This is a genomic window from Actinocorallia herbida (assembly GCF_003751225.1).
In the GTDB taxonomy this organism is placed as follows: Bacteria; Actinomycetota; Actinomycetes; order Streptosporangiales; family Streptosporangiaceae; genus Actinocorallia; species Actinocorallia herbida.
In genome coordinates this window covers 973,865-986,783 of the sequence record NZ_RJKE01000001.1, presented here as the reverse complement: position 1 = coordinate 986,783, position 12,919 = coordinate 973,865, and the positions used below count along the sequence as shown (strand labels likewise).

Below are 12,919 nucleotides of genomic sequence, written 5' to 3'. Positions count from 1 at the left end.
TTAGGCGATCCTAAGTCCGAGTTGCCCCGCAACATCACGTTAGCTTAGGCTCACCTAACCAGCAGTTCCGGCTGGTCGCTTATCCCGTTTTAAGGACCTCCATGCTCACCCTCCGTTCCCTGCGCCGCCCCGCCGTCGTGGCCGCGGCCACCGCGTCCCTCGCGCTCCTCCTGGGCGCCTGCGGCTCCGGCGAGAACGACACGACCGACGCCGCGGCGACCCCGGCCGCCGCCGCGTTCCCCGTCACCATCACCAGCTCCCTCGGCGACGCCGTCATCACCGAGGAGCCGGAGCGCATCGTGACGCTCGGCCAGGGCGCCGCGGAGACCGCCATCGCGCTCGGCCACATCCCGGTCGGCGTCGAGGACTACGAGTGGGGCAGCGACGACACCGGCTACCTGCCGTGGGTGCACGAGGCCATCACCGCCAAGGGCGCCGAGCTGCCCAAGGAGTTCACCGGCGGCGAGGAGCTCGACATCGAGGCCATCGTCGAGCTCGACCCCGACGTCATCCTCGCCCCGTGGTCCGGCGTCACCCAGGAGCAGTTCGACCTGCTGAGCGACATCGCCCCCGTCGTCGCCTACCCGGGCCAGGCGTGGACCACGCCGTGGCAGGACGAGATCAACATCGTCGCCAAGGCGCTCGGCCTGCCCGACAAGGGCGCGGACCTCATCGCCGACATCAAGAAGCAGCTGTCGGACGCCGCGGCGACCCGCCCGGACTACGCGAACCACACGTTCTCCTACATCTACAACACCGGCCCGGGCACCCTCGGCGTCTTCTTCCCGACCGAGCAGCGCGCCGAGATGGTCGCCGCGCTCGGCCTGAAGCCGGACCCGATCGTCGACACCTTCGAGGAGGTCGAAGGCACCGACTCCGCGCTGATCGGCCTCGAGGGCGCCGCCGACAAGCTCAAGGACACCGACGTCGTCTTCACGTTCTACAGCGACGCGAAGAACCGCAAGGAGATCGAGGCCCAGCCGCTGTACAAGGCGATCCCGGCCATCGCCGACGGCGCGATCGTGGCCCCGACCGAGCAGCCGTTCGTCACCGCCTCCTCGATGATCAACCCGCTGACCGTGCCGTGGGCGATCGAGCGGTTCCTGCCGCTGATCGACGAGGCAGTGGCCAAGGCCAAGTAGCACTCGCGACCAACGCATCACGACTTCGCATGGCCACACCTGCGAAAGCGCCTGCGCGCGGCACCGGACCGAAGGGTCCCGGCGCCGCGCGTGTGGCGTCGTCCCTCATCGCCGCGCTCGCGCTGCTGGCGCTGGCGCTGCTCGCCAGCGTCAAGTACGGCAGCCTGCCGACCTCGTTCGGCGCCGTCCTCGACGTGCTGCGCGGCCACGGCGACCCCTACCTGACGACGGTCGTGGAGAGCCGCTACCCGCGGACCCTCCTCGGCCTCCTCGCCGGGGCGTCCCTGGCCGTCGCGGGCTGCCTCATGCAGGGCGTCACCCGCAATCCGCTCGCCGAACCCGGGATGCTCGGCATCACCACCGGCGCGTCGGCGAGCATCGTCACCGCCTCCGCCTACTTCGGCATGTCCGGCCAGATGGCGACGCTGCTGTGGGCGCTGCCCGGCGCGCTGCTCGCCGGGATCGTCGTCTACGTCGTCGGCACGCGCGGCGGCGGCAGCGGCATGGTCCGGCTCGTGCTGACCGGGGCGGTCCTGTCCGCGGTGCTCTCGGCGTTCATCCAGGCGGTGACGCTCAGCAACCCGAAGGTCTTCGACAGCTACCGGTACTGGGTCGTCGGATCCCTCGGCGGGCGCGGCTTCGAGGTCTTCTGGACGGTGCTCCCGCTCACCGCGGTCGCCCTCGCCGTCGCGCTGCTGCTCGGCGGGTCGCTCAACACCGTCGCGCTCGGCGACGACTCGGCGACCGCGCTCGGCGCCAAGCCCGCGCGGATCAAGGCCATCGGGCTGCTCGCCGCGACCGCGCTCGGCGCCGCCGCGACCGCCGCCGTCGGGCCCATCGCCTTCGTCGGGCTCGCCGTCCCGCACGTCGTGCGCGCGCTCGTCGGCGTCGACTTCCGGCTCCAGCTCGGGTTCTGCGCGCTGCTCGGCCCGTCGCTGCTGCTGTTCGCCGACGTGATCGGCCGGGTCGTGCTGCGCCCGCAGGAACTCATGGTCGGCGTCGTCACCGCGTTCGTCGGCGCGCCCGCGCTGCTGATCGCCGTCCGCAGGATGAAGGGGACCGCGTGAACACCAAGGCCGCGGCCCCGGCCGGACAGCGCCTGCTCCGGCTCGCCCCGAAGGTCGCCTTCCCCGTCCGGCCGCGGAGCCTGTACGCGGGGCTGCTCCTCGCGGTCCTGCTGCTGCTCGCCTCCGTCGCCACCCTCAACCTCGGACGCCTCGGCATCGCCCTGGCCGACCTGCCCGGCGCCGTCTTCGGCGGGGAGGCGACCGGAAAGAACGCCTTCGTCCTGAACCGGCTGCGCGGCCCTCGCCTGGCGACGGCGGCCTCGGTCGGCGCGGCACTCGGGCTGTCCGGGGCGCTCTTCCAGTCGGTGACCCGCAACCCGCTCGGCTCCCCCGACGTCATCGGCCTCGGCGCGGGCGCGGGGGCGGGGGCGGCGGTGACCGCGCTGCTGCTGCCGGACGTCCTGCCCGTCTCGGCCGGAGCGGTCCTCGGCGCGGCGCTGGCGATGGTCCTCGTGTACTTCGCGACGGGCACGGGGTTCCGCAACCCCGGCAGGCTCGTCGTCGCGGGCATCGGCGTCGCGGCGATAGCGAACGCGCTCATCGAGTACGTCGTCTACGCCGTGGAACGCGACAAGGCGAGCGTGCTCAAGTCCTATGTCAACGGCAGCCTCAACGCCTCGGGCTGGGACGACGCGGCGACCGCGGCCGTCGCCCTCGCGATCTGCGCCCCGATCGTCGTCGCGCTCGCCCGCAACCTGGCCGTCGTCGAGATGGGCGACGAGACCGCCGAGTCCCTCGGCGCCTCCCCCGGCCGCACCAAGACCGTGGCCGTCCTGGCCTCCATCGCCCTCTCCGGCGCGGCGGTGGCCGCCGCGGGCCCCATCGCCTTCCTCGCCCTGTGCAGCCCCCAGATCGCCAAGCGCCTCACCCGGGCCTCCGGCCCCCACCTGGCGCTCTCCGCCCTGGCCGGCGCGCTCCTCCTGATCCTCGCCGACCTGGCCTCCCAGCACCTCCCCCTCTTCCCCGACCTCCCCGTGGGCATCTACACCATGGCCCTGGGGGGCGCCTACCTCGCTTACCTGCTCCTGCACGAATGGCGCCGCGGCGCGCTCTGACCCGTCACCTGCCGCGGGCCGGTCGAGGATCGACCGGCCCTGAGCGCCCCGTGCGCTCTCCCCGTAGCCCGATGGTCAGGGCTTGCCCTTGTGCGCGATGAGGAGGAGGTACTCCCACTCCATCGGGCCGGCCGCCAGGTGGCGGCGGCCCAGGTCCGCGAGGGCCTCGTCCAGGGCCGCGGTGCGGGCCGGGTCGCCGGAGATCGCGCGGTAGGTCGTGATGGTCGGGCCGTAGTGCGACTTGAAGTAGTCGCGGAACGACTCGGGGGTCGTGAAGACCGGGACCGGCAGGGTCCGCCGGACCCCGGTGAGGTCGGTGACCGCCTCGCCGAAGAGGCCGTCGACGTGGGCGTGGTCGCCCCACAGGGGCGGCGGCTGGACGCCGGGCGGGGGCGGCGGCGCGTACGGGCGCATCGCGGCGAACATCTGGCCGATGAAGCCCTCGGGGGTCCAGTTGAGCAGGGCGATCGTGCCTCCCGGGCGGCAGACGCGCAGCAGCTCGGCGGCGGCGGCCGCGTGGTGGGGGGCGAACATGACGCCGACACAGGACAGAACGGCGTCGAAGGAGTCGTCGGGGAAGGGCAGCTCCTCCGCGTCGGCCTCCCGCCACTCCAGGTCGACGCCCTCGGACTCGGCTTTCCGGCGGCCGACCTCCAGCAGCTCCGGGGTGAGGTCGCTCGCGACGACCCGCGCCCCGGTCCGCGCCGCCGCGATCGCGGCGTTGCCCGATCCGGCCGCGACGTCCAGCACCGTGTCGCCCGCGCCGATGCCCGCGGCGCGCACCAGCGCCGGGCCGAGCGCGCCGATGACCTCCTCGGCGAGCGCCGGGTAGTCGCCCAGCGCCCACATCGCCCGGTGCTTGGCCTTGAGTTCCCTGTCTTGGCGGATTTCCTTGGTGTCCATCCCCCGAATGTAGGAAGCGCTCCCCCTCCCGCCCTAGTACAAGATGTGTACTGGAAGCGCGACCCCCAGGCGTCCTACGCTCGCGGCATGGGAGCCTCCTACCACCAGTTCTGTCCCGTCGCCAAGGCGATGGAGCTGCTCGACGAACGCTGGACGATGCTCATCGTGCGGGAGATGCTGCTCGGCAGCCGGAGTTTCAACGACCTGCGCAGGGGGGTGCCCCGGATGTCGCCGACGCTGCTCTCGAAGCGGATGCGGCAGCTCGTGCGGGCGGGCCTCGCCGTCAAGGAGGCCGACGGGGGCTACGCGCTCACCCCGGCCGGGCGTGAGCTCCAGCCCGTCGTGGAGTCCGTCGCGGTGTGGGGCGGCAGGTGGATCGGCCGGATCGGGGACGCCGACCTCGACCCGCGGCTGCTCATGTGGGACCTGCACCGCCGGGTCGACCACGCCGTGGTCCCCGGCGGCCGCACCGTCGTGCTGTTCCGCTTCCCCGACGCATCCCCGCGCGAGCGCGACTGGTGGCTCGTCATCGCCGACGGCGACGCCGACGTGTGCGACACCGACCCCGGCCATGACGTCGCCGTCACCCTCACCGCCCCGCTCCGCCGCATGGTCGACCTCTGGCGCGGCGCCCTCACCTGGCCCACCGCCCTCCGCAGCGAATCCGTCACCCTCCAGGGTCCGGAACCGCTCCGCCGCGCCCTCCCCACCTGGTTCCTCCTCCCCGCTTACTCCTCCACCGCCCCCTGAACCTCCGCGTCGGCGGAGGGGTGCAGCAGGGCGGTCGCGGAGCGGTGGATCTTCGCCAGGGCGCTGCGCAGGTGTGCGCGTTCGGCGTCGGTGAGGTCGGCGGTGAGCTCCTCTTCGAGCAGGCGGCGTTCGTTCTCGACGGGCGCCTGGAGGGCCCGTCCGGCGTCGGTGAGCCACAGCCGGACCAGGCGGGCGTCCCGGTCGTCGCGGCGGCGCGTCAGCAGACCGGCCGCGGTCATCCGGGTGGCCGCCTTGACGACGTTCGGGGTGGTGACGTTCAGCGCGGCGGCGACCTCGCCAGGAGTGCGGCCGTCCTCCCGCCACAGCACCGCGAGCAGGTGGTCCTGCCCCAGGTGCAGGCCGTGGCGCCGCACGGCCGCGTCGGCCGCCGCGCGCACCGCTTTGGACGTCTTGCTGTGCAGGTCAAGGAACTCCGGCACGCCGAGCCCTCCGGTGATCTCGCGATACGGTTGACGAGCCAGTCGTTAACCGGTTAGCGTTCTCGTGCATTCATTAACCGGCAAACGATTGGGTTCTGATGATACTGGTCACCGGCGCCACCGGAAACGTCGGCCGCGAACTCGTCCGCGCACTGGACGAGACCGGCGCGCGCTTCCGCGTCCTGGTCCGCGACCCGGCCCGCGCCGCCGCCCTGCCGGAACGGGCGGAACGGGTCGTGGCGGACCTGAGCGACCCGGCGACGCTGCCGCCCGCCTTCGCCGGAGTCGACCGGCTGTTCCTGCTCACCCCCGGCATCGGCCTCGACCACACCCGGCACGCCCTCGCCGCCGCCCGGTCCGCCGGGGTGGGCCGCGTCGTGCATCTTTCCTCGGCCAACGTCCTCGGCGACCCCATGCCCGCCATGGGCCGCTGGCACCACGAACGCGAGCAGGCCATCCGGGCCTCCGGCATCCCGGCCACCTTCCTGCGGCCCGGCGGCTTCATGACCAACGCCTTCGAGTGGCTGCCCACCATCGGTGAGGCCGGCTACGTCCTCGACCCGGCCGGACCCGGCCGGCACGCGCCGATCGACCCCGCCGACATCGCCGACGTCGCCGCCCTCGCGCTGACCCGCGACGGCGACCAGGACCGGGAGTACGTCCTCACCGGCGGCGAGTCCCTCACCGTCGCCGAACAGGTCGGGATCCTCGCCGCCGCGACCGGCCGCCCCCTCTCCGTCCGACCGGTGACCACCGCCGAGGAGGCCGTCGCCTCCCGATTCCCCGGAGGGGCCCCTCCGGCGCTGGCCGAAGCCATCATCGAGGCCTTCCACCTCATGCGCGCCGACACCACCGGGTTCCGCACCGACACAGTCGAGCGCCTGCTCCAGCGCGAGCCGCGGACCTTCGCCGCCTGGTGCACCCGCAACGCCGACGCCTTCCGGGCCGCCTGATCCACCCCGGCCCGGCCCGTCGCGGCGCCGAAGGCTCAGCGGACGATGTCGTGGCGCATGGCGGCGAAGGTGCGGGCGATTTCGACGAGGTCGTCTTCTTGGGCGCCCGCGCTGGGGAAGGTGATCGCACCGGCGGTGCTGCCGTCGGACCAGGAGCAGAGGATCTCGCCGTCTTCGGGGGTCAGGGTCCAGCCGCAGAGGGTCTTGCCGCCCAGGGGGCCGGGGGCGACCTCCTGGTCCAGCGTGGTGGTGGAGGAGAGGTCGCCCAGGGCCTGTCCCACGAGGTGCAGGCGGCGTTCCTCGGCCTGGCCCGGGGCCGCGTCGGCGGCGAGCACGAGGGAGTGGTGCAGAGTGTCGTCGGGATCGACGGACGGGACCCGGTAGGTCGCGATGAGCGCCTTCTGGCCCGAGGTGAGGGGCCCCGGGTCGTAATCCTCGTCGGCGAAACGGACCCGGACCAGGCCGCCCGCCTCCTTGGGCCGGCTGACCTTCCGCTCTCCCGGCGGGGACGTGGGCTGCGCCGGGTCCGGCGGGTCGGGATACTCCATGACGCATCCGGTGAGCAGCGCCGCCCCCGCCAGGGCCGCCGCCAGCCGTGCCGACGCTCGTCGCATGTGGTCCTCCCGGTCACCGCGGTGTCTTCGGCGGCAAGTCCACACCCTGGAGAGGGCGGGGCTCCAGGGACAGCCGTCCCGAACGATCGGGATATTTCCAGCAAGGGTGATCTTCGACGGGAACGGAGTGGCCGGTCTGTAGCGGGAACGATCCACAGTGGACGGTGGGCCGAGGGCGGGGGGCGGGGTTAGCGTGGAGGTATGAGCGCTACTCCTTTCTGGCTGGCCGGACGGGCCGCCGTCGGTGATGACGAGATCGTCGTGAAGCACCCGTGGGACGGGCGGGAGGTCGGCCGCGCGTCCGTGCCCACCGAGGCGCAGGTCGAGGAGGCGGTGGCCGCGGCGTACGCGGTGCGCAAGGAGGCCGCGGCCCTGCCGATCCATGTGCGGGCCGACGCCCTCGCGCACGTCGCGCGCCGGCTGGAGGAGCGCAAGGAGGAGATCGCCCGGCTGATCACCGGCGAGAACGGCAAGCCGCTGCTGTGGGCGCGCGGCGAGGTGGGCCGCGCGATCTCGGTGTTCCGGTTCGCCGCCGAGGAGGCGCGCCGCTGGAACGGGACCGCGATGCGGCTCGACACCGACCCGGCCGCCAACGGCCGCCTCGCCTACGTGGCCAAGGTGCCGCACGGGGTCGTCCTGGCGATCACCCCGTTCAACTTCCCGCTGAACCTCACCGCGCACAAGGTCGCGCCCGCCATCGCGGTCGGCGCCCCGGTGATCGTGAAGCCCGCGCCCAAGACCCCGCTCTCGGCGCTGATCCTCGGTGAGATCCTCGCCGAGACGAACCTGCCCGCGGGCATGGTCTCGGTCCTGCCCGTGCCCAACGAGCGCGCCGCCGCCCTGACCGCCGACGACCGGCTGCCCGTCGTGTCGTTCACCGGCTCCGGCCCCGTGGGCTACGCCATCCAGGACTCCGTGCCGCGCAAGCACGTCGTGCTGGAACTCGGCGGCAACGCCGCGGCCGTCGTGTGCGGCGACGCCGACCTCGACTGGGCCGCCAAGCGCGCCGCCCTGTTCTCCAACTACCAGGCCGGCCAGTCCTGCATCGCCGTCCAGCGCGTGTACGCCGTGGGCGACGTGTACGAGAGGTTCGTGCCGAAGCTGGTCGCCGAGGTCGAGTCGCTGATCACCGGCGACCCGTGGGACGACACCACCCAGGTCGGCCCGCTCATCGACGAGGACGCCGCCAAGCGCGTCGAGTCGTGGGTGGACAAGTCGGGCGGCACCGTCCTCACCGGCGGCAAGCGCGACGGCGCCAGCTACGCCCCGACGGTCCTCACCGACGTGCCGGAGAACGCCGAGGTGTCCTGCGAGGAGATCTTCGGCCCCGTCCTGCTCGTCGAGCGGGTCGCCGACGTCGAGGAGGCCTTCGCCAAGGTCAACTCCTCCCAGTACGGACTCCAGGCCGGCGTCTTCACCCGCAGCCTCGACGTGGCGTTCAAGGCGCAGCGCGAACTCGAGGTCGGCGGCGTGATCATCGGCGACGTCCCGTCCTACCGCGCCGACCAGATGCCGTACGGCGGCGTCAAGAGGTCCGGCGTGGGCCGCGAGGGCGTGGCCAGCACGATGGCCGACTACACCTACGACAAGGTCATGGTCCTCACCGGCCTGGATCTGTAGGGTGCCCGCTCACCTGCGTTCGGTGCGGGTGTAGAGCTGGCGGACGGCGGCGCCGAAGTAGGGGCCGTACATGGTGACGCCGTCGTCGGCGTACTTGAAGCTGCTGACGGAGGTCACGGTTCCGGTGCCGGCGCGCGGATCGAAGCCGGTCAGCCAGGGGCCGCCGCTGGAGCCCTGGGTGAGGTCGCAGTGCAGGCCCTGGGCGACCGTCGCGTGGTGCGGGTCCGGCTCGGGGGCGCCCGCGCAGTAGGCGAGGCGTTCTCCGTCGTAGCGGCCCTCGGCCGGGTAGCCGAACGCGTGCACCGGACGGCCCCGCGCCCCGTCGAAGGCGATGGCGTTCGCGCCGATGAGGTCGGCCGCGTGCCCGTCGGGCGACGGGTGCAGGGCGACCATGGCGACGTCGTAGTCGTCGTCGCCCGAGGAGGCCCACTGGTCGGGCACCGCCATGAGGCGCGCGGTGAAGCCGCCCTGCGGCCCGCCGCCCTCGCGGTAGCCCGGCACGAAGATCCAGTTGTCGGCCCAGGCGCCCCCGGTGCCGAGCGCGCAGTGCCCCGCGGTGACGACGAGATCGCGGCTGGCGCTGCGCACGGACGCCCCGGAGCACAGGTAGTCCTTGCCGTTCATGGTGAAGAAGACCTTCCCGACGGACGGCACCACGCCGCCGCCGAGCGGCCACACCGCGCCGTGGCTCTGCCGGGCCGGCGCGCCGCCGCCCGCGTGCCCGCGCCGCCGGTGGGCGCGGGGCACGACGGGGCTGACCGCGCCGACCATCCGGTCGGCCGTCCAGTAGCGCAGGACCTGCGCGCGGTACGCCTCGCCCGCCGGCATGACGCGCGAGACCACGGGTTCGGAGGACGGGATCGCGGTCCCCCCTGCGGGCGCCATCGGTGAGACACCGACCAGTACGGCGGCCCCCGCCGCGATCCAGCCCCCCTTACCCATGACGAGACAGTGTGCAGCACAACCAGTGAGCGTGCGACTACTTTTGGTGAACTTGCATGACGGGTGCGTCCCCCCGGCACAATGAGGGCGCGCGGTCGGCGATCGAGGAGGGTCTGCACAGTGGCGGAGACGGGCGTAAGAGAGATCGTCGTCCTCGGTTCTACCGGGTCGATCGGCACCCAGGCACTGGACATCGCACGGCGCGAGCCGGGCCGCTTCCGGATCGTGGCCCTGGCCGCGGGCGGCGCGAAGGTCGAACTGCTGGCCGCCCAGGCGCTGGAGTTCCAGCCCGAGGTGGTGGCGGTGGCCAAGGCGACCGCGGCCCAGGACCTCCAGCTCGCCTTCTACGCCGAGGCCGCCAAGCGCGGGTTCAACAAGGGCGAGTACCGCATACCCAAGATCCTCGCGGGGCCCGAGGCCGTCGCCGAGGTCGCCGCGCACCCGTGCGACGTCGTGCTCAACGGAGTGACGGGCGCGCTGGGCCTCGCCTCGACGCTCGCGGCGCTCGACGCCGGGAGCACCCTCGCCCTCGCCAACAAGGAGTCGCTCATCGTGGGCGGCCCCCTGGTGAAGGCCAAGGCCAAGCCGGGCCAGATCGTGCCGGTCGACTCCGAGCACTCCGCGCTCGCCCAGTGCCTCGTCGGAGGCCGGGCCGAAGAGGTGCGCCGCCTGGTCGTCACCGCGAGTGGCGGGCCGTTCCGCGGAAAGACGCGGGCGGAATTGGAGAAGGTCACCGTGAAGGACGCGCTCGCGCACCCTACGTGGGCGATGGGCCCGGTGATCACCGTGAATTCCGCCACGCTGGTGAACAAGGGCCTCGAGGTGATCGAGGCCCATCTCCTCTTCGACATCCCCTTCGACCGCATCACGGTGATGGTCCACCCGCAGTCCGTCATCCACTCGATGGTCGAGTTCGTCGACGGGTCGACGCTCGCCCAGGCGAGCCCGCCGGACATGCGGCTGCCGATCGCCCTGGGCCTGACCTGGCCCGATCGCATCGACCGGCCCGACTACGGGGTCGACTGGACCAAGGCCCACACCTGGGAGCTCTTCCCCCTGGACGACGAGGCGTTCCCGGCCGTCCGGCTCGCCCGTCAGGTCGGCGAGGAGGGCGGGACCTCACCCGCTGTCTACAACGCGGCGAACGAAGAGTGCGTCGATGCTTTCCTCAAAGGCCACATCTCATTTCCTTCCATAGTGGATACCGTCTCGGATATCGTCTCCGCACATCAGACAATCCGGACGCCAACGCTCGAAGACGTGCTCACGGCTGATCAGTGGGCTCGCGAGAGCACGCGGCAACGACTGACACAATAGGAACATGAGCGTCGAACTCGGTCTGCCGAAGATCCGCCCCCAGGCCCCTCAGATCTCACCCCGCCGTAAGTCGCGTCAGATCATGGTCGGGAGCGTGCCGGTGGGCGGCGACGCCCCGGTCTCGGTCCAGTCGATGACGACGACTCTCACCTCGGACGTCAACTCCACCCTCCAGCAGATCGCGGAGCTCACCGCCTCCGGCTGCCAGATCGTCCGGGTGGCGTGCCCGTCGCAGGACGACGCCGACGCGTTGCCGCTGATCGCCAAGAAGTCTCCGATCCCGGTCATCGCGGACATCCACTTCCAGCCGAAGTACGTCTTCGCGGCCATCGACGCCGGCTGCGCGGCCGTCCGGGTCAACCCGGGCAACATCAAGAAGTTCGACGACAAGGTCGGCGAGATCGCCAAGGCCGCCTCCGCGGCCGGGGTGCCGATCCGCATCGGCGTCAACGCCGGGTCGCTCGACAAGCGGCTCCTGGAGAAGTACGGCAAGGCGACCCCCGAGGCGCTGGTCGAGTCCGCGCTGTGGGAGTGCTCCCTGTTCGAGGAGCACGGCTTCCAGGACATCAAGATCTCCGTCAAGCACAACGACCCGGTCATCATGATCGAGGCCTACCGGCAGCTCGCCGCCCGCTGCGACTACCCGCTGCACCTCGGCGTCACCGAGGCCGGCCCGGCCTTCCAGGGCACCATCAAGTCCGCCGTCGCGTTCGGCGCGCTGCTCTCCCAGGGCATCGGCGACACCATCCGCGTCTCCCTGTCGGCCCCGCCGGTCGAGGAGATCAAGGTCGGCAACCAGATCCTGGAGTCCCTCGGCCTGCGCGAGCGCGGCCTGGAGATCGTCTCCTGCCCGGCCTGCGGCCGCGCCCAGGTGGACGTCTACTCCCTCGCCGACCGCGTCACCGCGGCGCTGGAGGGCTTCCCCATGCCGCTGCGCGTCGCCGTCATGGGCTGCGTCGTCAACGGCCCGGGCGAGGCCCGCGAGGCCGACCTCGGCGTCGCCTCCGGCAATGGCAAGGGCCAGATCTTCGTCAAGGGCGAGGTCATCAAGACCGTGCCCGAGGACCAGATCGTGGAGACCCTGGTCGAAGAGGCCATGCGGATCGCCGAGGAGGCGGGCATCGACGTCGACCTCGACGACGACTCCGGCCCCGGCGTCTCCGTCACCACCAAGGCCTGACGGCCGCCCGGCTGCCCGTCCGCGGTGCCCCGAGGCTTAGGCTGGAGGGGTAAAGCGCCGAGCGATGTCAGGTGGTTCGCCGATGCGGATGCTGGGATCCCTCCCGGTGCGGGTCCTCGACGACCGGCACCGGGCTGAGGCCTTGGCGATCCTGGACGCCGACCCGGTCGGCAACGTCTTCGTCGCCTCCCGGGTGCACCAGGCGGGGCTCGACCCTGCCCGGCTCGGCGCGCAGATGTGGGGGTTCTGGCACGAGGGCCGCCTCGACGCGCTGTGCTACGCGGGCGCGAACCTCATCCCGGTGAACGCCGGGCCGCACGCCGTCCGGGCCTTCGCCGAACGGGCCCGCGGCCAGGGCCGCCGGTGCAGCTCGATCGTCGGTCCCGTGCCGGTCGTGCAGGAGTTGTGGGACCTCCTGGAGCCCTTCTGGGGGCCGCCGCGCGCCATCCGCGCGATCCAGCCGGTGATGTCCACCTCCACCCCGAGCGCCTTCCCCGGCGACCCGTACGTCCGGCGCGCCACCATGGCCGACTTCGAGACGCTCTACCCGGCGTGCGTGGCGATGTTCACCGAGGAGGTCGGCGTCTCCCCCGACACCGGCGACGGCGGCATGCTCTACCGGGCACGGGTCGCCGAACTGATCCGGGCCGGCCGGTCCTTCGCCCGGATCGAGGGCGGCCGGGTGCTGTTCAAGGCGGAGATCGGGGCGATCACCCCGTACGCCTGCCAGGTCCAGGGCGTCTGGGTGCATCCGGAATCGCGAGGGCAGGGCCTGTCGGAGTTCGGCATGTCCTCGGTGGTGGCGATGTCCCTGCGCGACGTCGCGCCCGTCGTCACCCTGTACGTCAACGACTTCAACATCCGGGCGCGCGCCGCCTACCACCGGGTCGGCTTCGTCGAGGTCGACCAGTTCATGAGCGTCCTGTTCTGACCGGC

13 protein-coding genes are annotated in these 12,919 nt (G+C 72.3%); 9 read left to right on the top strand and 4 right to left on the bottom strand.

Going from position 1 to position 12,919, the window contains the following annotated elements:
- Positions 1–101 precede the first annotated feature (101 nt).
- The 3 genes from EDD29_RS04785 to EDD29_RS04775 are packed head-to-tail and all read left to right on the top strand — an operon-like array spanning position 102 to position 3,264.
- Positions 102–1,142, top strand: coding sequence for an iron-siderophore ABC transporter substrate-binding protein (locus EDD29_RS04785; RefSeq protein ID WP_123662666.1), 1,041 nt, complete (start codon positions 102–104; stop codon positions 1,140–1,142).
- 29 nt (positions 1,143–1,171) lie between these two features.
- Entirely contained in the window at positions 1,172–2,209 is a 1,038-nt protein-coding gene (locus EDD29_RS04780; protein WP_123662664.1) for a FecCD family ABC transporter permease, read from the top strand.
- Complete coding sequence (locus EDD29_RS04775) at positions 2,206–3,264, top strand: FecCD family ABC transporter permease (RefSeq protein WP_123662662.1); 1,059 nt, start codon at positions 2,206–2,208, stop codon at positions 3,262–3,264. The genes EDD29_RS04780 and EDD29_RS04775 overlap by 4 nt, the downstream gene beginning before the upstream one ends.
- 75 nt (positions 3,265–3,339) lie before the next feature.
- Here the strand turns inward: EDD29_RS04775 and EDD29_RS04770 are convergent, their stop codons facing one another.
- Positions 3,340–4,167, bottom strand: a complete 828-nt coding sequence (locus EDD29_RS04770; RefSeq protein WP_123662660.1) for a class I SAM-dependent methyltransferase — start codon at positions 4,165–4,167, stop codon at positions 3,340–3,342.
- A gap of 87 nt (positions 4,168–4,254) precedes the next feature.
- On the opposite strand from EDD29_RS04770, the gene EDD29_RS04765 reads away from it, so the two are divergent.
- Positions 4,255–4,917: a winged helix-turn-helix transcriptional regulator gene (locus EDD29_RS04765; protein ID WP_123670270.1), complete on the top strand. Its 663-nt coding sequence runs from the start codon at positions 4,255–4,257 to the stop codon at positions 4,915–4,917.
- On the opposite strand, the gene EDD29_RS04760 is transcribed toward EDD29_RS04765, so the two are convergent.
- A complete protein-coding gene (locus tag EDD29_RS04760) occupies positions 4,896–5,357 on the bottom strand; it encodes a MarR family winged helix-turn-helix transcriptional regulator (protein ID WP_123662658.1) in 462 nt (153 codons plus the stop codon). The genes EDD29_RS04765 and EDD29_RS04760 overlap by 22 nt on opposite strands.
- A gap of 98 nt (positions 5,358–5,455) precedes the next feature.
- Between EDD29_RS04760 and EDD29_RS04755 the strand changes: the two genes are divergently transcribed.
- Complete coding sequence (locus tag EDD29_RS04755; protein ID WP_123662656.1) at positions 5,456–6,310, top strand: SDR family oxidoreductase; 855 nt, start codon at positions 5,456–5,458, stop codon at positions 6,308–6,310.
- 35 nt (positions 6,311–6,345) lie between these two features.
- Here the strand turns inward: EDD29_RS04755 and EDD29_RS47565 are convergent, their stop codons facing one another.
- A complete protein-coding gene (locus EDD29_RS47565; protein WP_123662654.1) occupies positions 6,346–6,924 on the bottom strand; it encodes a hypothetical protein in 579 nt (192 codons plus the stop codon).
- A 201-nt stretch (positions 6,925–7,125) separates the two neighbouring features.
- On the opposite strand from EDD29_RS47565, the gene EDD29_RS04745 reads away from it, so the two are divergent.
- Entirely contained in the window at positions 7,126–8,544 is a 1,419-nt protein-coding gene (locus tag EDD29_RS04745; RefSeq protein WP_123662652.1) for an aldehyde dehydrogenase family protein, read from the top strand.
- A 9-nt stretch (positions 8,545–8,553) separates the two neighbouring features.
- On the opposite strand, the gene EDD29_RS04740 is transcribed toward EDD29_RS04745, so the two are convergent.
- Positions 8,554–9,486: a trypsin-like serine peptidase gene (locus EDD29_RS04740; RefSeq protein ID WP_246052517.1), complete on the bottom strand. Its 933-nt coding sequence runs from the start codon at positions 9,484–9,486 to the stop codon at positions 8,554–8,556.
- Positions 9,487–9,606: 120 nt separating this feature from the next.
- On the opposite strand from EDD29_RS04740, the gene dxr reads away from it, so the two are divergent.
- The 3 genes from dxr to EDD29_RS04725 all read left to right on the top strand — a co-directional run bounded on the left by dxr (position 9,607) and on the right by EDD29_RS04725 (position 12,914).
- Positions 9,607–10,803, top strand: coding sequence for a 1-deoxy-D-xylulose-5-phosphate reductoisomerase (gene dxr / locus EDD29_RS04735; protein ID WP_246052516.1), 1,197 nt, complete (start codon positions 9,607–9,609; stop codon positions 10,801–10,803).
- Between the two features lie 4 nt (positions 10,804–10,807).
- Positions 10,808–11,983, top strand: coding sequence for a flavodoxin-dependent (E)-4-hydroxy-3-methylbut-2-enyl-diphosphate synthase (gene ispG / locus EDD29_RS04730; RefSeq protein WP_123662648.1), 1,176 nt, complete (start codon positions 10,808–10,810; stop codon positions 11,981–11,983).
- 88 nt (positions 11,984–12,071) lie between these two features.
- The gene (locus tag EDD29_RS04725) at positions 12,072–12,914 is read left to right on the top strand and encodes a GNAT family N-acetyltransferase (protein WP_123670268.1); all 843 of its coding nucleotides are present in this window, start codon (positions 12,072–12,074) and stop codon (positions 12,912–12,914) included.
- Positions 12,915–12,919 lie beyond the last annotated feature (5 nt).

Coding starts and splice junctions, on each gene's coding strand:
- EDD29_RS04785 (WP_123662666.1), top strand. CDS start 102: ATGCTCACCCTCCGTTCCCTGCGCCGCCCCGCCGTCGTGGCCGCGGCC.
- EDD29_RS04780 (WP_123662664.1), top strand. CDS start 1,172: ATGGCCACACCTGCGAAAGCGCCTGCGCGCGGCACCGGACCGAAGGGT.
- EDD29_RS04770 (WP_123662660.1), bottom strand. CDS start 4,167: ATGGACACCAAGGAAATCCGCCAAGACAGGGAACTCAAGGCCAAGCAC.
- EDD29_RS04765 (WP_123670270.1), top strand. CDS start 4,255: ATGGGAGCCTCCTACCACCAGTTCTGTCCCGTCGCCAAGGCGATGGAG.
- EDD29_RS04755 (WP_123662656.1), top strand. CDS start 5,456: ATGATACTGGTCACCGGCGCCACCGGAAACGTCGGCCGCGAACTCGTC.
- EDD29_RS47565 (WP_123662654.1), bottom strand. CDS start 6,924: ATGCGACGAGCGTCGGCACGGCTGGCGGCGGCCCTGGCGGGGGCGGCG.
- EDD29_RS04745 (WP_123662652.1), top strand. CDS start 7,126: ATGAGCGCTACTCCTTTCTGGCTGGCCGGACGGGCCGCCGTCGGTGAT.
- EDD29_RS04740 (WP_246052517.1), bottom strand. CDS start 9,486: ATGGGTAAGGGGGGCTGGATCGCGGCGGGGGCCGCCGTACTGGTCGGT.
- ispG (WP_123662648.1), top strand. CDS start 10,808: ATGAGCGTCGAACTCGGTCTGCCGAAGATCCGCCCCCAGGCCCCTCAG.
- EDD29_RS04725 (WP_123670268.1), top strand. CDS start 12,072: ATGCTGGGATCCCTCCCGGTGCGGGTCCTCGACGACCGGCACCGGGCT.